This window comes from Streptomyces sp. NPDC127084 (assembly GCF_042724175.1).
Taxonomy (GTDB): domain Bacteria; phylum Actinomycetota; class Actinomycetes; order Streptomycetales; family Streptomycetaceae; genus Streptomyces.
The window spans coordinates 1-21,080 of sequence record NZ_JBHXFA010000036.1; the positions used below are offsets into that span (position 1 = coordinate 1).

A 21,080-nucleotide genomic window follows, 5' to 3' on the forward strand; every position below is an offset into this window, starting at 1 on the left:
CAGCTCGCGGCCCGCGGTCAGCTCGGTGGTCGCCTGGCCGCACACGGGGCAGCACAGCTGCGGGGGCATACCGACCGCCCAGTCGTCGGCGCACCGCGCGCAGTGTGCCCGGCCTGGCACGGATTCCGTGATCAGCTCGGCGCCTTCCAGAACGGTTCCGGCGCAGGCGAGTTCGAAGCAGAAGCCGAGGGCGTCGGGGACCACCCCGGCCAGTTCGCCGACGTGGAGTCGTACGGTCCTGACCGCTGTCGCGCCGTGCGAGCGCGCCGCCTCTTCCACCTGGTCGACGACGGCCAGCGCGAGGGACATCTCGTGCATGCGTCTCCGTCCTGCGGCGCGGTCACCTGGTCCGGCCTCATTACAGGGCGGAGCGGGGCGCCCGGCCGACCGGCACGCCGCCGCCACCCGGTTGCGTCCGCCGTTCGGTGCAGCCCCGCTTCATGGGCGGGCTGTGTCTCGGGGTCACATCCTGCGGATCCTCAGATAGCGCTTGAGGTCGGGGAAGATGGAGAGGAGGGCCACCAGGGCGGACGCCGCGGCGGCACCGCCGATGAGGGTGGTCTTGTTGCTCATGGTCTTCTCCTCATGTCAGGGCATGGCGGGCGGTTCGGGGGCGGTTCAGGGGTACGTGCCGGTCGTCGTCAGGACATCGTGCTGCTGCCGGACCAGATCCAGGATCATCCGAACGGCTTCCGGCACGGCGGCGGCCACCCGCGTGCTGAGTCCGATGCCCTCTTCGAGGCACGCGGGTTCGCAGCCCAGGACGAGGACGTGCCGCGGCGGGGTGCTGCCGGTCCCGGCGCACAGGGTGTCCAGGAGGGCCAGTACGGCGTCGGGGGACATCCCGTGCCCGTCGAGTGCGGCGCCGGTAGGCGGGGGCTCCCCCGGTGTGCCGGGCTCGATCAGATACAGCGTCCCCGGCTCACCGCCGCGCGTGGTGGCGTCGGCGAGGACGAGGGTGTCGTAGCCGTCGAGCAGCCGATACGCGAGGTGGACTCCCCGGATGCCGATGTCGGCGACCTCCACATGGTCCGGCAGCGGTAGGCCGGTCAGCGCGCGCACGGTCTCCACGCCGAAGCCGTCGTCGCCGAGGAAGATGTTGCCGACACCCGCGACAAGGGTCCTGGCGCCGCTGCCTGGCACGGGGGCGTTCACGCGTCCTCCACGGGTTCGACCTCGTCGGGCTGGAAGTACAGGAAGCGGCCCTGCTCACGGCGGATGTCGGCGCCGGGGTCGCCCTCGACGGTCACCGCGATATGCACCACCCCGTCGACGTCGTGGAGCACGGCCTCGACGTGCGCGGTGCGTCCGTGGAGGAAGACGTCCTGCGCGTCCGTGCGGCGCAGCCCGGGCCGGAGCACCACTCTGCAACCGGCGCTCACCGGCCGTCCGCCGACCAGGACATGGTCGCGCGAGGGGTCGACGCTCGTGTCACCGCCCGGGTCCCACCAGGGGGTTTCGGGGCGCTGCACACCGGGTTCGGCGAAGTCGTCAGGGGCGCCGCCGCCGGTGATCTCGCGCAGTCCGCGTACCGCTCCGTGCAGGCGTTCCAGCACTTCGGGTGGCATGGTGTCGGCCAGTTCGATCACGGCCGCGGCCCGGGGGTCCGTTCCCCGTGCCTCGCGCTTCTCCTCATCGGTGAGGGCGGCGGTACGCAGGGCGAGGATCTCGTCGATCTCGGTGGCGTCGTACAGCGCGCCGGGGCTCTCCGGAGCGATGGCCGGATGGTCCTCCAGGATGATCGGTGAGGAGAGCATCAGATCGGTGCGGTCGCCCTCACCCGCGAGGACCGGCCAGGTGTGCAGATTGCGGCAGGCCACGACCGCGCCGCGGGCCCATTCGGGCGGGTCGGTCATCGACAGGAACCCGCCCGAGTCCAGGCACAGCAGCAGGTGGCTGGCGACCAGCGAGTGCGGCAGCGCCGCGTCGCGTTCGCCACCCGGTTCCGGGGCCCAGGGGCTGGTGTTCTCGATGACGGCGGTGAGTCGCACCGTGCGGTAGGGGCCGTCGAGTTCGGCGGTGGAGAGGCGGACGGTGCCGCTGAGCTCCGCACGGCGGCGCACCAGCCTGCCGACGATCCGCCCGGCACCGTCGTGGACCGGTTCGGTGTCCTCGCGGGCGGGCCGGGTGAAGGGGAACGCGACACCGTCACCGGCCAGTTCGGCGACGGGCACGCCCAGTTCGACACGCTCCTCCACGCCCTCGTCCCAAGGGACGAGGATCCGGTCTTCCAGGTGCAGTTCGCGGACGGTCTCATAGCCGCCGTCGGCGGTGGCCCGCTGGACCGTGCGCCGCTGGGTGTGCAGGAAGCGCGCTTCGACCGCGAGTACGGCGCCCTGCTTCGGCTCCATCAGGCATTCGGTGTGCTGGAACTCGTGCTCCTCGCAGGCCGCGCTCCAGGCGGGCGGCACCAGCACCCCGAACTGCCAGCGCAACCGGTTCTTGGCCGCCGACGCCCGGTACGGGTAGAGGACATAGCCCTCGAAGAGCACCGCGTCGGCCACCTGCCGGGCCGTGGCCAGCCGTGCCTCGGTCGCCGGGGAGAAGGCGGGAAACGTGAGGATGCCGGCGGCGGGCTCCGCTGCCGCTGTCATGGCGCCGTCCTCTCGTCGGGAGCGCCGGGCTCCTGCGGCTCCTTCACGGCCGCCGGTGCCGCCCCCGCCGCTTCGCGCAGCAGTGCCTCCACGGCCGCTTCCCAGGAGGGCAGCGCCCGCCGGGAGCGGTAGGCCAGCAGGGCGTCCATGGTGTCGCGGGGCAGCTTGATCCAGCCGCAGCCGGGGAAGTGCTGCTCGATCATCTCGCGCCAGGTCCGCACCGGCATCCGGCACACGGCCTCCCGGTCCCAGGGCACCGGTTCGACATGGAATCCGCCGACGCCGGTGAAGGCGGTGCCGGAGAACAGCAGGAGCAGCGGTACCTCGCCCTGGTTCAGCGCCCCGAGGTAGCGGGTCGATGCGATGTCCATGTCGTAGGTGCAGGGCACCACGAGGTCGGTCTCCGTTTCGCCGGTGAATCCGGGGACCATCACGGAAACGTGGGCGAACTGCACCGGATGCAGGGTGGTCCCCCAGCGTGGGCGCTCGCCGAACAGATCGGTCAGCCCGCTCGCCTCGTCATCGCCGTACTCGCGCCGGGCGGGTTCGATCCGCAACTGGCAGCGCAGTGCCATGGCGTGCACCCGGGTCCCCGGGGACGCCGTGATCCGCAGCCGGAACACGAGGGTGGGCCCGGCCGCGTGGGCGTCGGCGCGTACGCCCGTGCAGCTGAACGTGAATTGGGTCGGCTGGGTCGTGGCCTGCTGCCGGGCGGTCGCAGCCGTGGGCTGGGCGGTCATGGACGGCTCCCCTGAAGGATCTCGGCCTGCTCCCGTACGTGGGCGAAGAAGGCCTCGAGTTCGGCTCTGGCCTCGGCTCCGCCGTCGAAGCCCTGCCAGCGCAGCCGCATTCGCCCGACCAGCTCGTAGCAGAGGTCGATCGGCACCAGATAGCACTCGGTGCGGTCTTCGCCGCGGCGCAGCAGCAGCGCCTCCACGTCCGGTTCGAGCAGGGCGGCGAGCCGGGTTCCGGCGAGTGCCGTCTGCCAGGCGACCGGTTCCAGTTCACTCTCGGTCGCTCCGGCGGGGCTCGGGTAGAGCGCGACGAGCCGGTCCAGTGCGGCGTTGCGGAAGAAGAAGGCGACGCCGACGGGGATCCGCAGCAACTCCCAGGCGGTGTTGTCGATCCGGTGCCGCGGATCGCTCAGGAAACGGCCGGGGACGGTCCGGAAGCGGCCCGGGGACGCGCCCTGGCGGGCGAGGAGCTGGGCGCACGGTGCACAGGCACAGGCCAGGGCCCGCTTCTCGGTGTCGACAAGGTGCCGGTGCCGCTCGCCGTCCAGCGGCGTACCGCATAGCTCGCACTGCTCCTCGCGCGGTGGGCGCGGGGTGGTGAAGCGGCGCAGCCCGCTGGGCGCGGGGCCCGGCGGCGCCTGCCCCGGGCTCGGAAAGGGCGCGCTCACCGTGCCGTGACCGACGACCGGCCCGACCCGCCTGACCGGATCGCCTGCCCCGGGGTGCCGGGCGATCCGGGCGGGCGGGTGGCGATCTGGAGGAGCGCCGGTTCACGGGACGCCGCGGACGGTTCCAGTTCGACGGCGGTGACCTCGGGCGCGAAGCAGGCGAGGGCCTCCACGGCGGCCTGCCGCGCGACTTCCTGGGTGCTGGGGCAGCCGCAGCCGGTGGAGCCGGTGACGCGCAGCCGCAGCACTCCCGTCGTCTCGTCGAACCCGGCGGATTCGACGGAGTGCCGCACGCCGTGCAGGGCGCGGGCGATCCGGGTGGGGACGTCCTCGGGGTGCAGATCGTGCAGGACGAGCAGTCCGGCGACCAGTTCGTCGCCGAGCAGCTCGGTGAGCGGCGCGGCCCCGGATCCCTGATCGGCAGGGCGGCGCCCCAGCAGTTCGACGGTCCGGGCGAGTCCGGCTCCGTAGAAGTCCACCAGGACCCGGACGAGTTCCTCGACGGCCGCGCAGGCCTGCTCGTCGCCCGAGGAGGCCAGCCGGTCGAGGATCTCCTCGACCCGCCGGCCCGCCTCTTCCGCGGTGACCGGGCTCATCCGGCGAGACCGCTCAGTCCGGTGGGGACGTGCAGCGACTTCACGGTCTTCCCGCCGCCCACGTACATGTGCACCCCGCAGGGCAGACAGGGGTCGAAGCTGCGCACGGCCCGCATGATGTCGATGCCCTTGAAGTTCTCCGGGGAGTTCTCCTCGAAGATGGGCGTGTTCTGCACGGCGTCCTCGTACGGGCCGGGGGTGCCGTAGTCGTCGCGCACGCTGGCGTTCCACGGGGTCGGCGGGTACGGGTGGTAGTTGGCGATCTTGCCGTCCCTGATGACCATGTGGTGGGAGAGCACCCCGCGGACCGCCTCGGTGAAGCCGCAGCCGATGGACTCGTCCGGGACCTCGAACTTCTCCCAGGTCTGGGTGCGTCCGGCGCGGACCTCCTCAAGGCCCTTCTCGGCGCAGTGCAGGGCGACGGCCGCCGCGTACGCCTGGAAGTAGGTGCGGGCGCGGTTGCGCTCCAGCGCGTTGCTCCACGGCGGGATCTTCCACTCGAAGGTGGTCTCCGGCTTGGTGAGCGTACGCGGCAGGTTGATGACGACGCTGCGGCCGGTGGCCTTGACGTAGCCGATGTCGACCAGCCCGGACAAGGCGGTGGACCAGAGGCGGGCGATGGGGCCGCCGCCGGTGTCCAGCGCGAGGTGGTCCTTGCCGTCGAACCAGCGCGGGGACATCACCCAGCTGTACTTGTCGTCGAAGTCCCGCTTCTGCGGGGCGGGGATGGTGTGCTGGTTCCACGGGTGGCGCGCGTCGACCGGGTTGCCGAGCGGGTCGTGGGTGACGAACTTCTCCTGGCCCTCCCAGTCCTCGTAGTAGGAGCTGCCGAGCAGGATGCGGATGCCGAGGTTGATCTGGGTGAGGTCGTTGGTGACCAGTTTGCCGTCCACGATGACGCCCGGGGTGACGAACATCTTGCGTCCCCAGTCGGTCATGTTGGCGTAGGTGAAGTCGCAGTACTCGGGGTCGTTGAGCGCGCCCCAGCAGCCGAGGAGGACCCGGCGGCGGCCGACCTCCTCGTAGCCGGGCATGGCCTCGTAGAAGAAGTCGAAGAGGTCGTCGTGCAGCGGGACGACCCGCTTCATGAACTCCACGTAGCGCATGAGGCGGCTCATGTAGTCCGTGAAGAGCTGGACGGACGCGACCGTGCCGACGCCGCCCGGGTAGAGCGTGGAGGGGTGCACGTGGCGGCCCTCCATCAGGCAGAACATCTCCCGGGTGTAGCGGCTCACCTGGAGGGCTTCGCGGTAGAACTCGCCCTCGAGGGGATTCAGGGAGCGCATGATGTCGCCGATGGTGCGGTAGCCGTGCTCCGCGGCGTGCGGCGCTTCGGTGCGGTCCGCCTGCTCCATGACACCGGGGTTGGTCTCGCGGACCATCTTCTCGCAGTAGTCGACCCCGACCAGGTTCTCCTGGAAGATGTTGTGGTCGAACATGTACTCGGCGGACTCGCCGAGGTTGACGACCCATTCGCCGAGGTGCGGGGGCTTCACTCCGTACGCCATGTTCTGGGCGTAGACCGAGCAGGTGGCGTGGTTGTCACCGCAGATGCCGCAGATGCGGCTGGTGATGAAGTGGGCGTCGCGGGGGTCCTTGCCCCGCATGAAGACGCTGTAGCCGCGGAAGACCGACGAGGTGCTGTAGCACTCGGCGACCCGCTTCTGCTTGAAGTCGATCTTCGTGTGGATGCCGAGGCTGCCCACAATCCGGGTGATCGGATCCCAGGACATCTCGACCAGGCCGTCGCCGGCTCGCGTCTTCGTTGCCATCGTGTGTGCGGTGCCCTTCCTCGCTCTTCGAGCAGGTCTGCAAGCGGGTCGTTCAGCAGGTCTTCACTCAGGTGGGGGATGCAGCGGGTCTTCACTCAGGTGGGGGATGCAGCAGGTCTTCACGCAGGTGGGGGATGGTCGGCCCCGGTGCACCAGTACCGCGGTGCCTCGGTTCCTCAGCCCCGCGCCTCAACGCCTGGCACGGTCGCGCCGCCCGCGGCGGTCGGCCGCGTCACCACGGCGGCCGGTAGCCGGTCGTGATCTTGTCGCCGGTGTGCCGCCACTTCGGCTCCTTGTCCACGGTCCTGGCGGTGATGCTCCGCAACCTGCGGATCACGGCGCCGTACGCACCGCTGGACGTGGTGGAGACCCGTGCGCCGGGCGGCTCGTCCATGAACGGCATGAACTTGTCGGGGAAGCCGGGCATGGTGCAGGCGATGCAGATGCCGCCCACGTTGGGGCAGCCGCCGACACCGTTCATCCAGCCGCGCTTGGGCACGTTGCACTTGACGACGGGACCCCAGCAGCCCAGCTTGACCAGGCACTTGGGCGAGTCGTACGCCTCGGCGAACTGCCCCTGCTCGTAGTAGCCGGCGCGGTCGCAGCCCTCGTGGACGGTGGCGCCGAACAGCCACGTCGGACGGAGCTTGTCATCCAGTGGGATCATCGGCGCGGACCCGGCGGCCTGGTAGAGCAGATACGTCAGGGTCTCCGCGAAGTTGTCCGGCTGAATCGGGCAGCCGGGCACGCAGACGATGGGGATGCCCGCCTTGGACGTCCAGTCCCAGCCCAGGTAGTCGGGCACGCCCATGGCACCGGTCGGGTTGCCCGCCATGGCGTGGATACCGCCGTACGTGGCGCAGGTGCCGATCGCGACGACGGCGAGCGCGTGGGGCGCCAGCCGGTCGATCCACTCGCTGGTGGTGATGGGCTGGCCGGTCTCGGGGTCGTTCCCGAAGCCGCACCAGTACCCCTCCTGCTTGATCGACTCGTTCGGTACGGAGCCTTCGACCACGAGCACGAAGGGGTCGATCTCGCCGCGCTCCCCCTTGAAGAACCACTCGATGAACGTGTCCGCTCCTCCGACCGGTCCGCACTCGAAGTCGATCAGCGGCCAGTGGATCTGGATCTTGGGCAGACCGGGGAGCGCGCCGAGTGCGATCTCCTCGATGCTGGGCTGCATGGCGGCGGTCAGCGCGACCGAGTCGCCGTCGCAGCTCAGTCCTGCGTTGATCCAGAGGATGTGGATCGGCTTGTCGTCCGTGCCCACCGCCGCGCCGGACGGGTCCGCGGCGTCGGCCGTGGTCGGCGTTGCTGCATCCATGAGGACGTCTCCCGGAGAGGTGTGCGACAAAAGCCCGCGTTCAGGCCTTTGTTCTTGCTAACAGGCGGTCGGTTCCCCCGCCACCGCACGGGGTTCCACGGACGTACGAGGTGGTTGCTCCTTCCGGGTGAAGGCCCGGCGCAATGCGTGGTACGGGGCATCCGGGTCGAGGAAGGTGCGCAGCATGCGGGCGAGTTCCCGTTCCCGGTAGGCGGCCAGCGGCCGGGTGGCATCCCGCCGCTCGCTCTCCGCCTTCTTGGCGGCGATCCTCGACCGGATCGCCGGGAACGGAGCGAGCCGGGCCGCCAGGGCGCGGGCCTCGGCACCGAACTCCTCGGGGGCGCGGTCGATGACGCGGTCCACCAGGCCGATCCGCAACGCGGAATCCGCGGTGACCGGCTGGGCCTGCCGGGTGAGACGCTCGGCCGTCGTCGCGCCGACTCTGCGAGGCAGCGAGTACGTCCAGTACTCGGAGCCGTAAAGGCCCATCAGCCGGTAGTGCGGATTCAGCACCGTGCCCGACCGGCACCAGACCTCGTCCGCCGCCAGCGCCAGCATCACCCCGCCGGCCGCCGCGTTGCCGCCGAGCGCGGCGACCACCAACCGGTCGGTCGTGGTCAGGACGGCTTCCACCAGGTCGTTCATGGCGTTGACGTTCGCCCAGGACTCCGCGGCGGGGTCGTCGGACGCCTCGATGACGTGGAGGTGGATTCCGTTCGAGAAGAAGCCCCGGGCACCACCCAGCACCAGCACGCTGGTGGGTCTGGAGCAAGCGGCCCGATAGGCGTCGAGCAGCCGTCGGCAGTGGTCCGTGCTCATCGCTCCGCCGGGGAACGAGAACGACAGGAATCCCGCCTGGCCCTCTTCGCGGTAGTGGATGTCGCTCCAGGCGGGCTGCGGCCCTGCGTCGCTCCCGAGGGGCGGCGCAGGGTCCTCCGGCAGCGGCGGCAGCGTCCCCGCGAGGGCCAGGGCGCGGGTGGCGGGCAGTTTGAGGCCGGCGGGCATGCCGGGGCGCCGGTGCCGGCGCAGCTCGGGGATCCACACCGCGCCGTCGGCGGTGGCCCGGCAGATGGCACCGGACCGGGTCGCCAGCAGCTCCCCGGGGCGGCCGCGAAGCCCGTACTCGGGATGGCCGCCGTGCAGGAACCATTCGCCCCCGAGCAGTTCGTCCCGCACACCGGGCTGGGAGTCGGCGGCCCGCAGGGTGCGCACCACGGTCTCGGTGGTGTCGTCCGCCCAGGAGATCGCGCGCAGTTCCTGGCGGAAGTACGGCCGGGTCCGCACCGCTTCCCGCAGGGTCGTCTGCGGGATGGGCTCGTAACCGCCCGAGGCGAAACGCTCCACCGCCAGCAGCACGGCGGTGACGGCGGCGTCGGCGGCCTCGCCCCGGTACAGATCGCTCTTGGCCACGGGCGGCACGGAGGTTCCGGCGGGTACGGCGAAGTCGACCGTGGCCCAGATGTCCCCGGCGTCCATCTCCTCGCCCGCCTGCAGCACGGTGACGCCCCACCTGGTGGCGCGCTCGTGGACCGCCCAGTCGAGCGAGGACGGGCCGCGGTCACCGGCGGGCCCGGGATGCACGATCAGGCAGGTGCGGGCCGACCACACATCACGCGGGATGGCGGACTTCAGCATCGGTGCCACGACCAGCTCGGGATCGTGTCCGAGCACCGCGTCGCGCACCGCGTCACCGCATCCGGCCGTCTCGACGGCGACCCGGTGGCCGCGGTCGCGCAGTTCGGCGTGGACGCGCTGGGTGAGGCTGTTGTAGGCGCTGGCGACGAGCAGGATGTGCATGGCGGCCTTCCACCGGTCACGGCACTGCACCGCGGCCGGCGTCGGGCCGACCGGCTGCGATCATCGGACACACGAGGACGCGGGCCGCCGTACGCGGCCGCGCGGGTCACTCGAAAGCGGACGTCCGGGGGGACCGATCGGCACAGGGGCGGGTGAGCGGACCGGGCCTCGGGAATCAGAACGCCGTGTACCGCTCGGGCATGGGCAGTTCCACTCCGTCCAGCTCAAGCGTGCAGCCCGGCTTCACCCGCACCAGATGCGGCTGGTGCACCCGGACCCGGAAGCTGCGGACCGGGTCCTCGGGGAGTTCACCGCTCAGCACCGTCGTCCCGGTGCCGTGCTCCCGCCGGTACGCGATGACCTTGCCGTCCACCAGGAGCTCGATGCCCCCGGTCCTGCCGGGGCCCACGTTCACGGTGATCGAGTGACGCCCCCGGTCGAGGTGGAAGTGGTGGTTGCGCGCCATGCCGCACCTCCGCGTGACTCCCGTGTATCTCCGTGATCGCGTAGCTCCGCGATTCGGCCGCTCCTCAGCCTAAGTCCGCGACGGGTGGTGCGCAGGGCAGGTGGGTACGGTCGCGAAGGCGTAACGGCACAAAGGTAGCCGGGAACTGGGTGTGGCGGATATGTGTCTACGGTGAGGAGAGCGAGGGGGACGGGATGAACGCGTGGGCGGTCCCTGGCTACACGGAGACCAGGGAACTCGGTGCGGGCGGCAGCGGGCGCGTGGTGCTTGCCGTACATGACGCGACGGGCATCCCGGTCGCCGTCAAATACCTCGGTGAACGGCTGCGCAGGGACACCGCCTTCGTGCGGAAGTTCCAGGCGGAGGCCCGACTGCTCGGCGGGCTGGAATCGCCCCATGTCGTGCGGCTGTACGAGTACGTCGAGGCGCCGGAGGGCGCGGCGATCGTCATGGAGCTGGTCCACGGAGTGGCGCTGGGTGCGCTCCTGGCCCGGGAGGGGCAGACGGGCCCGGAGGCGGCTCTCGCCGTACTCAAGGGATCACTTCTCGGACTCGCCGAGGCCCACCGGGCCGGTGTGGTGCACCGGGACTACAAGCCGGGCAACGTCCTGGTGGCGGCGGACGGCACGTCCAAGCTGGTGGACTTCGGCATCGCCACCGGCCGGGGCACCACCCCCGGGGTCGCGGGCACCCCCGCGTACATGGCGCCCGAGCAGTGGAGCGGTGAGCCCGCCTCCCCCTCGGCCGATGTCTACGCGGCGACGGCGACCTTCTTCGAGTGCGTGACCGGCCGCAAGCCGTACACCGGGCAGAACTTCGCCGAACTGGCGCTCCAGCACACCAGCGCGCCGATCCCGGAGGAGGAGGTACCGCCGGCACTCCGGCCGCTGGTCCGGCACGGGCTGGCGAAGACCCCGCAGGAACGTCCGGCCGACGCCGAGGCGTTCGTGGCCGAACTCGAGCAGGCCGCTGTCGCCGCGTACGGCCCCGACTGGGAGGAGCGGGGGCAGCGGAGACTGGCCGCGCTCGCCGCGCTGCTGCCGCTGCTGCTCCCCTCGGGCGGCGCCCCGGCTCCTGCCGGGACCACCGCGCTGGCGACGACGGCGCTGCGCCCCGCCCGTGGGCTGCGCGCCCTGTGGCCAGGGGGCCAGGGCCTGCTGGCCGGGGCACTCGCCTTGGTACTGGGGTTGGTGCTGGCGCTCGCGGCACGGGCGGACGGCGAGGAGGCCGGGCGTACGACGACCGGGGCGGTGGCCACCACCAGTGCGGTGCCGACCGGTGGGCAGCCGTCCACGGGGGCGGCGGAGCCCAGCGCGTCCGGATCCGCGAGCCCTTCGGCGAGCCCGAGCGCTTCCGCGTCGCCTTCACCCTCGGCTTCACCCACCACACCGGACGCCTCGGAGTCCGTGCCTCCGACGGCGTCCGACGCGCCCACGGTGACCGCTCCGCCGACCGTGTCCGACCCGCCGGTCACATCCGCCCCTGCCTCCTCGGCGGAACCGGAGCCGGTGAAGGTCGTGTCGGTGTCCGTCGGCTCGCTACGCCAGACGGGGGTGGCGACCGCCCGGGCGACGGTGGACGTCGTCACGGACGGTACCGGTCCGGTGACCATCACCGTGGACTGGGCCACCAGCGATGACAAGGAGAGCGCCGGTTCCCCGGACGGTGGCAGCGACTCCTTCCAGCGGGAAGGCGCCACGCGCTACTCCCTGACCGTTGACCACACCTTCCGCGGCGGTGGCTGCTACTGGGCCGTCCGGGCGAGCACCACGCCGGCGGCCGGGAACGGCGCCTCCGAGCAGCGGATCCTGATCAGACGGTGCGTGATCACGTGAGCGAACCGCGCGAAGTGTCCGGTGGGCCGGGGCTACCCCGGGCGTCCGCCGAGCCGGACGACGAGTACAGCGCCACCGTGCTGGCCAGCCACTGGATCGAACGTCCGGCGGACCCGGGCCAGGAGGACGTGACGATCCCGGACCGGACCGATGGCACAGTGCTCCGCTTCGGGCCCGGCGTCACGGCCACCACGGTCTGGCACGGCGCCCTTCCGGGCGCCGCCGCACCGCCCCCGGCACCCGAGCGCCCGGTGTCCCGTCTCGCGGGCCTGCGCCGCTACACCCTCGCGATCGTGATCCTCGTCGGTGTGCTCTGCTACCTCGGCTGGGACAGGTACGGCTCCGGGGTCGCGGTGCGCGACCTGTCGGTGAGCACCGCCGCCGACGGGCCCGGCTGCGACGGCACCGCGGTGATCACCGCGGTGGTGGAGACGAACGGGCGTCGCGGCACCCTGGTCTACCAATGGGTGCGAAACGACGGGACCGTCTCGGAGGAGCTGACCGAGCGCCTCGCCCACGGGCAGCGGCAGGCGCGGCTGAAGCTGCGCTGGACCTTCCACGGGGAGGGCGTCTTCGACGCACGAGCGGAGGTGCGGATCACCTCACCGGCGGGGCGGTCGGCGGCGACACGGTTCACGTACAGCTGCGGGTGAGGCCGCGGTGTGCCCGTGCTCGGGGGGCCTGCTGCCAGGGGCGGGCCTTCGACGTGGGCCTTCGACGTGTGCCGTACCCCGCGGCAGCGTCCCGGCGGGACCGCCCTCGAACGCCGGACGGGCCGGGCCGGTGGCCGCGCACCCCGCACGGAAGACGGTCCCCGTATGGCCCCGCAGGGCTCCACGGTGCTAGAAAGAAAACCGTGATCAGGGCACTGATCAGAAAACGCCCCGTGAGCGTCGCCGGGCAGGTCTTCGTCCTCCAGGTGGCGGTCGTCGTCCTGCTTGTGCTCGGGACGATCCTGGCCCTTGTGCTGCAGTCCACGCATGACACCGACCGTGAGGCACAGAATCGTTCCGTCGCGGTCGCACAGACCTTCGCGCACTCCCCCGGGCTCCAGGCAACGCTGAAACTGCCGGATCCCTCGAAGGTGCTCCAGCCGATCACCGAGGAGACCCGCAAGGCCGCAGGTGTCGACTTCATCGTGGTGATGGACACCAAGGGCATCCGCTACACCCACCCGCTGCCCGACAGGATCGGCCAGCGGTTCGTCGGCACCATCGAGCCCTCGCTCAGGGGGGAGGTGCTCACCGAGAGCGTCGACGGACCACTGGGCCACGAGGTGCAGGCGGTGGTTCCGGTGACCGCGGCGGACGGCAAGGTGGTCGCGCTGGTGTCGGCGGGGCTCAAGGTGAAGAGCGTGACGGGTGCGGTGTACCGCCAGCTGCCGGTGATCCTCGGTGCCGGGGCGATCGGGCTGGCCCTCGCCACCGCCGGCACGGCGCTGACGACGCGGCGGCTCAAGCGCCAGACACACGGTCTGGGGCCTGCCGAGATGACCCGGATGTACGAGCACCACGACGCCGTTCTGCACGCGGTGCGCGAGGGGGTCGTCATCGTCGACGGGGACGGCCGGCTGGTACTGGCGAACGACGAGGCGAATCGGCTGCTCGGCCTGGGCCCGGACGCCGAGGGACAGCCGGTCCGCGAGCTGCCGGGGCTCGACCCCCCCACGGCCGAACTACTGGGTTCGGGCCGCTCCGCCACCGACGAGGTGCATGCGGCCGGGGAGCGGCTGCTCGTGGTGAACCAGCGGCCCACCGACGTGCCCGGCGGCCCTCTGGGCACGGTTGCGACCATCCGCGACTCCACGGAGCTCCAGGCCCTGACAGGCCGGGCGGAAGTGGCCCGCAAGCGGCTCCAGCTGCTGTACGACGCCGGTGTGGGCATCGGGACCACGCTCGATGTCACCCGCACCGCGAGGGAGCTGGCCCATGTAGCGGTGCCCCGCTTCGCGGACTTCGTGACCGTCGATCTGGCCGATCCGGTGCTGAACGGCGAGGAGCCGAACGGCTCGGGTACCCCCCAGATGCGCCGCACGGCGGTGAGCGGCATCCGTGACGACCACCCCCTGTACGAACTCGGCACCCTGATCGCCTTCCTGCCTTCGACCCCGCAGGCCAGAGGGCTCGGCACGGGGGTGGCGGAGCTGGTGCCGGATCTGTCGGAGTCGCCGGGCTGGCTGGCCCAGGACCCGGAGCGGACGCAGGCCGTGGTCTCGTACGGCATCCACTCGCTGATCACTGTGCCGCTACAGGCACGGGGTGTGGTGCTCGGTGTGGCCAACTTCTGGCGCTCCGAGAAGCCGGGCCCGTTCGAGGACGAGGACCTGTCGCTGGCGGAGGAGCTGGTCGCACGGGCCGCCGTGTCCGTAGACAACGCCCGCCGCTACACCCGCGAGCACGCCCTGGCCGTGACCCTCCAGCGCAGTCTGCTGCCGCGCGCGCTGCCGGAGCAGAGCGCGGTCGAGGTGGCGCACCGCTATCTGCCGGCCCAGTCGGGCGTGGGCGGCGACTGGTTCGATGTGATCCCGCTGCCTGGCAGCCGGGTCGCCCTAGTGGTCGGTGACGTGGTGGGCCACGGACTGCACGCCGCCGCGACTATGGGGCGGCTGCGTACCGCCGTGCACAACTTCTCGACCTTGGACCTGCCCCCGGACGAACTACTGGGGCATCTGGACGATCTGGTGGGGCGGATCGACCAGGACGAGCCCGGCAGCGGCGAGGGCCGCCCGGCGATGACGGGCGCCACCTGTCTGTACGCGGTGTACGACCCGGTCTCCCGCGCCTGTTCCATGGCCAGGGCGGGGCATCCGCTGCCCGCTCTGGTCCACCCCGACGGCACGGTGGAGTTCCCCGAGCTGCCGGCCGGGCCGCCGCTCGGTCTGGGGGGCATGCCGTTCGAAGCGGCGGAGCTGACGCTGGCGGAGGGCAGCCGGCTGGTGTTCTACACGGACGGTCTGATCGAGGACCGCAGCCGGGACATCGACATCGGGATCGAGCTGCTGCGTCATGCGCTCGCCCACGCCGACCGGACTCCCGAGGAGACCTGCCAGGACGTGCTGGACGCGCTGCTGCCGGCCCGTGCGAAAGACGATGTGGCACTGCTGATCGCCCGCACCCGGCACCTCGGCCCGGACCGGGTCGCCGAGTGGGAGGTGCCGTCCGATCCCAGCGCGGTCGCGGGGATGCGGGCCAGGGCCGTCAGCACACTCGAGGACTGGGGTCTGCCGGATCTGGCCTTCGGAGTCGAGCTGATCCTCAGCGAGCTGCTCACCAACGCCATCCGGTACGGCTCGGGGCCGATCCGGGTGCGGCTGCTCCACGATCAGAGTCTGACCTGCGAGGTGGCGGACGGCAGCAGCACCTCGCCTCATCTGCGGTATGCGGCCACCACCGATGAGGGTGGCCGTGGACTGTTCCTGGTGGCCCAGTTCGCCCAGCGCTGGGGCACCCGCTACATCCACGGCGGCAAGATCATCTGGGCGGAGTTGCCGCTGCACGGCGGCCCGCCCCAGGGTGCTGCGACGTCCCTGCTCGGTTTCACCGACGCCGAGCTGCTCTGACCGGAGGGTCAGGCCGTGTCGTGGGGATTCCCGCCCGGCTCGCGAGTCCCCCGCCCACCCCTGCACCCCAGCGACGACGAACGCGCGCCGCGCCGTACGGCTTCCTGCACATGTGCGACCGTCACCGCGGCCAGACCGCACCCCGCGGCCGGCCACCCGCCAGCCGCGTGAACAATGCTCGCGGCACTAGGTGCTCTCCCGACGCGGATCGACGTGCTCGCCCGGCCTCGCGAACTCCGCGATCGCGTCGGCGCCGACCACCGCTCCGGTCGACTTCCTGCCGCGTCTCAGCCGCCGTTCCAACCAGGCGGCGAAGGCGGTCAGGGCGAAGTTCAGCACGATGAAGACGACGGCGACCACGGTGAAGCTCGCGATGGTGTTGGCGCCGTAGTTGGCGCTCATCGGGCGGACCGACGCCAGCAGTTCGGAGAATCCCAGCACCGCCCCGCCGAGTGCGGTGTCCTTCACGATCACCACCAGCTGGCTGACGATCGCCGGGAGCATGGCCGTCACCGACTGCGGCAACAGCACATAGCGCATGGTCTGGCCGGTGCGCATGCCGATCGCCTTGGCCGCGTCCGTCTGACCGGTGGGCAGGGACAGGATGCCCGCGCGGACGATCTCGGCGAGCACGGACGCGTTGTAGAGCACCAGTCCGGTCACGACGGCGTACAGCGGGCGGTCGTCCGGGCTGACGGCAGTGAACTCGGCGTACGCGGCGTTGGCGAACAGCATGAGCACGAGTACGGGGATGGCGCGGAAGAACTCCACGAAGACACCCGCGACGCCCCGGACCCACCGGTGCCGCGAGAGCCTGGCGATGCCGAACAGCGCGCCGAGCGGCAGGGCGATCGCCATGGACAGGGCCGCGCCGATGAGGGTGTACTCCAGGCCCGGGAGGATGTACGTCGTCCAGATCCGGGGGTCGGTGAAGAACGGCGCCCACTTGGACCATTCGAGCTGCCCCTTGTCGGCGAGACTGGACACCACCCACCACACGAGGGCGGCGAGAGCGACGAGGAAGACGGCCGTGTACACGGCGTTGCGCCGCCGGGCACGGGGGCCGGGCGCGTCGTACAGGACGGAGGTCATCGCCTTACCGCCACCTTCCTGGCCACCCAGCCGAGCAGCAGGCCCATGGGGAGGGTGAGGCAGATGAACCCGAACGCGAAGATGGCGGAGATCAGGATGAGCTGAGCCTCGTTCTCGATCATCTCGCGCATCAGGAGCGCGGCCTCGGCGACCCCGATGGCGGCAGCCACCGTGGTGTTCTTGGTCAGGGCGATCAGCACGTTCGCCAGTGGTCCGACCACTGAGCGGAAGGCCTGCGGGAGCACGATGAGGCTGAGCACCTGCGGAAAGCCCAGGCCGATGGCCCGGGCCGCCTCCACCTGGCCGATGGGCACCGTGTTGATCCCGGACCGCAGCGCCTCGCAGACGAACGCGGCGGTATAGGCGGTCAGTCCGAGCACGGCCAGCCGGAAGTTGATCCCCTCGAAGTCGTGGGCCCCCATGCTGACGCCCAGCGTCTGGAACAGCCCGAGCGAGGTGAACACGATGATGACCGTCAGCGGAATGTTCCGCACGATGTTGACGTACGCGGCACCGACCCCGCGCATCAAGGGCACGGGGCTGACCCTCATGGCTGCCAGTACGGTGCCCCAGACCAGGGAGCCGATGGCGGAGTAGACCGTGAGCCGGATCGTGGTCCAGAAGGCCCCGAGCAGGTCGTACCCCTCAAGGAAGTCGAACACGGACCACCGCCTTCCACCGTGCGCCGGGCCGTCAGCTCACGACGACGCCGATCTTCGGCGGGGGCTCGTTCTTGTATCCGGCGGGTCCGAAGTTCTTCTTCACATAGGCTTCCCAGGTGCCGTCCGCGACCATCTTCTCCAGGGCGGCGTTGATCTGGTTCTTGAGTTCGCTGTCGCCCTTGGGGACCCCGATGCCGTAGTTCTCGTTGCTCAGCTTGAAGCCGCCGAGCTTGAACTTGCCCTTGAACTGGTCCTGCGAGGCGTAACCGGCGAGGATCGAGTCATCGGTGGTCAGGGCGTCCACGGCTTTGTTCTCCAGTCCGGTGAGGCATTCCGAGTAGCCGCCGTACTCCTGGAGCTGGGCCTGCGGGGCGATCCTGGTCTTGATGTTCTGTGCCGATGTGGAGCCCGTGACGGAGCAGAGCTTCCGGTTGTTCAGATCGGCCGGCTTGGTGATGGAGTCGTCGTCCGCGCGGACCAGGACGTCCTGGTGGGCCAGCAGATACGGGCCCGCGAAATCGACCTTCTTCCGCCGCTCATCGTTGATGGAGTACGAGGCCGCGATGAAATCCACGTCTCCGCGCTGGAGCAGCGTCTCGCGGTCGGCGCTCTTGGCTTCCTTCCACACGATCTGCTCGGGCTGGTAGCCCAGCTGCTTCGCGATGTAAGTGGCCACGTCCACGTCGAAGCCGGTGTACTCGCCGTCCGGGGTCTTCAGCCCGATCCCCGGCTGGTCGTACTTGATGCCGACGGTGATCTTGTCCTTGTCCTCGCCGGTCTGACCGCCGCCGTCTCCCGAGCCGCAGCCGGCGGCTGCGGCGGTGAGGGGCAGCAGGAGTGCGGCGGCTGCCACGGTGGCCTTGCGTAGCTTCATGGTGATCATCCCTGGGGCTCAGTGGTGGAGGATCTTCGACAGGAAGTCCTTGGCCCGGTCGCTGCGCGGGGTGGTGAAGAACTCGTCAGGTGTCGCCTCTTCCACGATCCGCCCGTCCGCCATGAACACCACGCGGTTGGCGGCCGAACGGGCGAAGCCCATCTCATGGGTGACGACGACCATGGTCATTCCGTCCCGGGCGAGTTGCCGCATGACCTCCAGCACTTCGTTGATCATCTCCGGGTCCAGCGCGGAGGTTGGCTCGTCGAAGAGCATGATCTTGGGGTCCATCGCGAGCGCCCTGGCGATGGCGACGCGCTGCTGCTGGCCGCCGGACAGCTGGGCGGGGTACTTGTCCGCCTGACCGGCCACACCGACCCGGTCCAGCAGCGAGCGGGCGCGTGCCTCGGCCTCGGCCTTGCCCTTCTTGCGGACCTTGAGCTGTCCGAGGGTGACGTTCTGGAGCACGGTCTTGTGGGCGAACAGGTTGAAGGACTGGAACACCATGCCCACGTCGGCGCGCAGCCGCGCCAGTTCCCTGCCCTCGGCCGGCAGCGGCCTGCCGTCGATGACGATCTCGCCGGAGTCGACGGTCTCCAGGCGGTTGATGGCGCGGCACAGGGTGGACTTGCCGGATCCGGACGGCCCGATGACTACGACCACTTCGCCGCGCTGGATGGTCAGATCGATGTCCCGGAGCACGTGCAGAGCCCCGAAGTGCTTGTTGACCTTGTTCAGCTCGACCAGCGCGCTGCTCGTGCGCACGGCTGAGTGCTGCTCGCTCACGGCCGCTCCGCTCCTCCCTCGCCGGGCTGCCGGGACGGTCCGGGCAGTTCCTGTTCCGTCCAGACGGCCTTGCCGGTGCTGGTCAGCCGGGTTCCCCAGCGACGGCTGATGTGGGCGACCATGTCCAGCCCCCGGCCGCCCTCGTCGTCGTCATCAGCGTGCCGCAGATGGGGCGCGGCGGTGCTGGTGTCGGAGACCTCGCAGATCAGGGCGGTGTCCCGGATCAGCCGGAGCCCGATGTCCCCGGAGGAGTAGCGGACGGCATTGGTGACCAGCTCGCTTGCGATGAGCTCGGTACCGAAGCCCAGGTCGTCGAGGCCCCATGCGGTCAGCAGCCCGGTGACGAGGCGGCGCGAGACGGCCGCGCTGGCAGGCTCGTTGGGCAGGGTCCAGCAGCCGATGCTGTCAGAGCCGAGTATCCGGGTGCGGGCCATCAGCACCAGGGCGTCGTCCTGCGGATCGTCGGGGAGCAGCGCTGCCAGCAGCCTGTCGCACAGTTCCTGCAAGGGAGCGCCCTGCGGGCTGAGGGCTGAGCGGTACGGCGCGAACCGGGCCTCTGCGCCGCCGGGGCCGTGGGCCGGTCCCGGTGCTCGTGTCCCCGTGGCGGGACCCTGGTCTGCGGTGGGCAGTCCCTGGTTCTGGAAGGCGAGGATGGTGCCTGCTGGCAGCCGGACGGTCTTGGTGGTGTACTCGCCCGCTCCCCTGCCCAGTACGGGACCGTCCGGACACTCGGCTGCCTGGATGTGCCCGTCCGGGCGCACCAGTACGGGTGGGGGGTGGCCCGCACGTGACAGGGCGCAGGCCCCGGTGGCTGGGTCGTAGACGGCGTAGACACACGACGCGGTCAGCAGCGGCTCGTCCCCGCCCATGGTCCGCAGTTCGTTGCCGAGTCGCACCGTCAGATCGTCGAGGCGGGCAAGAAGCGCATCGGGCCGGAGGTCCATGGCGGCGAAGGCGCCGACCGCCGTGCGCAGCCGGCCCATCGTGGTCACCGCCCCCATGCCATGACCCGAGACGTCGCCTGCCACGAGGGCCACGCGTGCTCCGGAGAGCGGCAGGACGTCGTACCAGGCCCCGCCGGATGCCACCGGCAGGTAGGCGTACGCGGTCTCCAGGGCGGTGTGCGCGGGCAGCCGGGCAGGCACCAGGGTGCGCTGGGTGAGCCGGGCGAGGGTGTGCTCTCGGGTGTAGCGGCGGGCGTTGTCCACGCAGACGGCGGCCCGGGCCACCAGATCGGCCGCGAGTTCGAGGTCGGCTTCGTCAAAGGGGTCGGAACCGCCCAGCCGGTAGAAGGCGGCGATGCCGAGCACCACCCCGCGTGCGGTGAGCGGCACGGCCATCAGCGAGTGTGCGCCCGCTTCCCGCAGCAGTTCCGCCCACCGCGGATCACGGGCGATGCGGATGTCGTCGGGCCCCAGCTCCCGTACGAGCCGGGGCCGCAGATCGCCCAGCGCCCCGGCGAAGGGGGTGGCGTACGGCATCACCCGTACGTCGCCGACCCGGATGGGATCGCGTTGGGCGATCGTGCCCGCGACACGGGAGCCCGCCCTGCGGACGGTGATGGGCGCGGTCACCGGGCCGGGGGCGGGGGCTTCGCCGTGCAGGACGGAGTCCAGCACGTCCACCACGGCGGCGTCGGCCATCTCGGGCGCCGCGACATCGGCGAGTTCCTGGGCCGTGCGGAAGACGTCCAGGGTGCTGCCGATGGTCACACCGGCCCGGTAGAGCAGGTCCAGGCGCCGCTCGGCGTTGTCGCGTTCGGTGATGTCGATGGTGGTCGCGGCGACGCCGAGCGGGTTCCCGTCGCGGTCGTGGATGCGGAACGCGGTGATGGACAGCAGCCTGACCTCGCGGCCGGTGCCGGGCAGCCGCCCGCGGTAGCGCAGGTCCTTGATCGGTTCGCCGGTGTCGAGTACCCGGCGCACCCTTTCCTCGGTTTCGGCGTCGATCAGCCCGAGCTCCCGCCAGGTACGGCCCAGCAGCTTTCGCGGGTCCAGGCCCCGGAGTCCTGGCGCAGCGGTGTTGATCCGCACGATGCGCAGCCCGCGGTCCATCACCTGCAGCCCTACTGGGGGCTGCGTGAAGAGCGCGTCGAGCACTGCCGCATCGAAGTCGGGATCCATGCCGTACGGGCCTCCTTTGCCGTACGGCTTCTCGGTCGTACGGCGCAGGCGTGCACACCTTGTCCTCCATTGAGCCGCGCCGGACGGGCTCGCGCACCCCGACCCGGGACCGACCGGGTGACGCGCCCCCCCGCCGCCAACCCGGGGCCCGCCCCCGGGGACAGAGCGGCCCCCCCCCCCACCACGCGCCGCGCCGCG

Annotated in this window: 19 protein-coding genes; 3 read left to right on the top strand and 16 right to left on the bottom strand. The window is 71.1% G+C overall.

All coding sequences use genetic code 11. The annotated features are described in order from the left end of the window. The 11 genes from ACFWI9_RS11420 to ACFWI9_RS11470 form a co-directional block, all read right to left on the bottom strand. Positions 1 to 318 (bottom strand): hydrogenase maturation nickel metallochaperone HypA (locus tag ACFWI9_RS11420; protein WP_387160858.1); only part of this gene is annotated, 318 nt, incomplete at its 3' end. A gap of 144 nt (positions 319 to 462) precedes the next feature. Beyond that, positions 463 to 573 (bottom strand): DUF6893 family small protein, encoded by a 111-nt coding sequence (locus ACFWI9_RS11425; RefSeq protein ID WP_387160860.1) that lies wholly within the window; start codon positions 571 to 573, stop codon positions 463 to 465. Positions 574 to 618: 45 nt separating this feature from the next. Next, positions 619 to 1,155, bottom strand: coding sequence for a hydrogenase maturation protease (locus ACFWI9_RS11430; RefSeq protein ID WP_387160861.1), 537 nt, complete (start codon positions 1,153 to 1,155; stop codon positions 619 to 621). Continuing rightward, positions 1,152 to 2,594 (bottom strand): hypothetical protein, encoded by a 1,443-nt coding sequence (locus tag ACFWI9_RS11435; RefSeq protein WP_387160863.1) that lies wholly within the window; start codon positions 2,592 to 2,594, stop codon positions 1,152 to 1,154. The genes ACFWI9_RS11430 and ACFWI9_RS11435 overlap by 4 nt, the downstream gene beginning before the upstream one ends. Further along, positions 2,591 to 3,334 (bottom strand): DUF6084 family protein, encoded by a 744-nt coding sequence (locus tag ACFWI9_RS11440; protein WP_387160864.1) that lies wholly within the window; start codon positions 3,332 to 3,334, stop codon positions 2,591 to 2,593. Before ACFWI9_RS11440 ends, ACFWI9_RS11435 begins: the two co-directional genes overlap by 4 nt. After that, positions 3,331 to 3,996 carry a DUF5947 family protein gene (locus tag ACFWI9_RS11445; RefSeq protein WP_387160866.1) on the bottom strand — a complete coding sequence of 222 codons (666 nt, stop codon included), beginning with the start codon at positions 3,994 to 3,996 and terminating at the stop codon, positions 3,331 to 3,333. The genes ACFWI9_RS11440 and ACFWI9_RS11445 overlap by 4 nt, the downstream gene beginning before the upstream one ends. Then, positions 3,993 to 4,592: a hypothetical protein gene (locus ACFWI9_RS11450; RefSeq protein WP_387160868.1), complete on the bottom strand. Its 600-nt coding sequence runs from the start codon at positions 4,590 to 4,592 to the stop codon at positions 3,993 to 3,995. The genes ACFWI9_RS11445 and ACFWI9_RS11450 overlap by 4 nt, the downstream gene beginning before the upstream one ends. Next, on the bottom strand, positions 4,589 to 6,364 hold the full coding sequence (locus ACFWI9_RS11455) for a nickel-dependent hydrogenase large subunit (RefSeq protein ID WP_387160869.1): 1,776 nt from the start codon (positions 6,362 to 6,364) through the stop codon (positions 4,589 to 4,591). The genes ACFWI9_RS11450 and ACFWI9_RS11455 overlap by 4 nt, the downstream gene beginning before the upstream one ends. A 232-nt stretch (positions 6,365 to 6,596) precedes the next feature. Beyond that, positions 6,597 to 7,688 carry a hydrogenase expression protein HypE gene (locus ACFWI9_RS11460; RefSeq protein ID WP_387160871.1) on the bottom strand — a complete coding sequence of 364 codons (1,092 nt, stop codon included), beginning with the start codon at positions 7,686 to 7,688 and terminating at the stop codon, positions 6,597 to 6,599. Positions 7,689 to 7,745: 57 nt separating this feature from the next. After that, positions 7,746 to 9,485, bottom strand: a complete 1,740-nt coding sequence (locus tag ACFWI9_RS11465; protein ID WP_387160872.1) for a hydrogenase maturation protein — start codon at positions 9,483 to 9,485, stop codon at positions 7,746 to 7,748. Positions 9,486 to 9,660: 175 nt separating this feature from the next. Continuing rightward, positions 9,661 to 9,951, bottom strand: a complete 291-nt coding sequence (locus ACFWI9_RS11470; protein ID WP_387160874.1) for a hypothetical protein — start codon at positions 9,949 to 9,951, stop codon at positions 9,661 to 9,663. A 194-nt stretch (positions 9,952 to 10,145) separates the two neighbouring features. Between ACFWI9_RS11470 and ACFWI9_RS11475 the strand changes: the two genes are divergently transcribed. The 3 genes from ACFWI9_RS11475 to ACFWI9_RS11485 all read left to right on the top strand — a co-directional run bounded on the left by ACFWI9_RS11475 (position 10,146) and on the right by ACFWI9_RS11485 (position 15,345). After that, positions 10,146 to 11,786, top strand: coding sequence for a protein kinase (locus tag ACFWI9_RS11475; RefSeq protein ID WP_387160876.1), 1,641 nt, complete (start codon positions 10,146 to 10,148; stop codon positions 11,784 to 11,786). Continuing rightward, on the top strand, positions 11,783 to 12,439 hold the full coding sequence (locus tag ACFWI9_RS11480) for a hypothetical protein (RefSeq protein WP_387160877.1): 657 nt from the start codon (positions 11,783 to 11,785) through the stop codon (positions 12,437 to 12,439). Before ACFWI9_RS11475 ends, ACFWI9_RS11480 begins: the two co-directional genes overlap by 4 nt. Positions 12,440 to 12,645: 206 nt before the next feature. Then, positions 12,646 to 15,345 carry a SpoIIE family protein phosphatase gene (locus ACFWI9_RS11485; RefSeq protein WP_387160926.1) on the top strand — a complete coding sequence of 900 codons (2,700 nt, stop codon included), beginning with the start codon at positions 12,646 to 12,648 and terminating at the stop codon, positions 15,343 to 15,345. A gap of 186 nt (positions 15,346 to 15,531) precedes the next feature. On the opposite strand, the gene ACFWI9_RS11490 is transcribed toward ACFWI9_RS11485, so the two are convergent. The 5 genes from ACFWI9_RS11490 to ACFWI9_RS11510 are packed head-to-tail and all read right to left on the bottom strand — an operon-like array spanning position 15,532 to position 20,882. After that, on the bottom strand, positions 15,532 to 16,437 hold the full coding sequence (locus ACFWI9_RS11490; RefSeq protein WP_387160878.1) for an amino acid ABC transporter permease: 906 nt from the start codon (positions 16,435 to 16,437) through the stop codon (positions 15,532 to 15,534). Continuing rightward, positions 16,434 to 17,099 carry an amino acid ABC transporter permease gene (locus ACFWI9_RS11495; protein ID WP_387160880.1) on the bottom strand — a complete coding sequence of 222 codons (666 nt, stop codon included), beginning with the start codon at positions 17,097 to 17,099 and terminating at the stop codon, positions 16,434 to 16,436. Before ACFWI9_RS11495 ends, ACFWI9_RS11490 begins: the two co-directional genes overlap by 4 nt. Positions 17,100 to 17,130: 31 nt before the next feature. Further along, a complete protein-coding gene (locus ACFWI9_RS11500; RefSeq protein WP_387160882.1) occupies positions 17,131 to 17,973 on the bottom strand; it encodes a glutamate ABC transporter substrate-binding protein in 843 nt (280 codons plus the stop codon). 18 nt (positions 17,974 to 17,991) lie between these two features. Next, positions 17,992 to 18,720, bottom strand: coding sequence for an amino acid ABC transporter ATP-binding protein (locus ACFWI9_RS11505; protein ID WP_387160928.1), 729 nt, complete (start codon positions 18,718 to 18,720; stop codon positions 17,992 to 17,994). 35 nt (positions 18,721 to 18,755) lie between these two features. Next, the gene (locus ACFWI9_RS11510) at positions 18,756 to 20,882 is read right to left on the bottom strand and encodes a SpoIIE family protein phosphatase (protein ID WP_387160885.1); all 2,127 of its coding nucleotides are present in this window, start codon (positions 20,880 to 20,882) and stop codon (positions 18,756 to 18,758) included. Positions 20,883 to 21,080 lie beyond the last annotated feature (198 nt).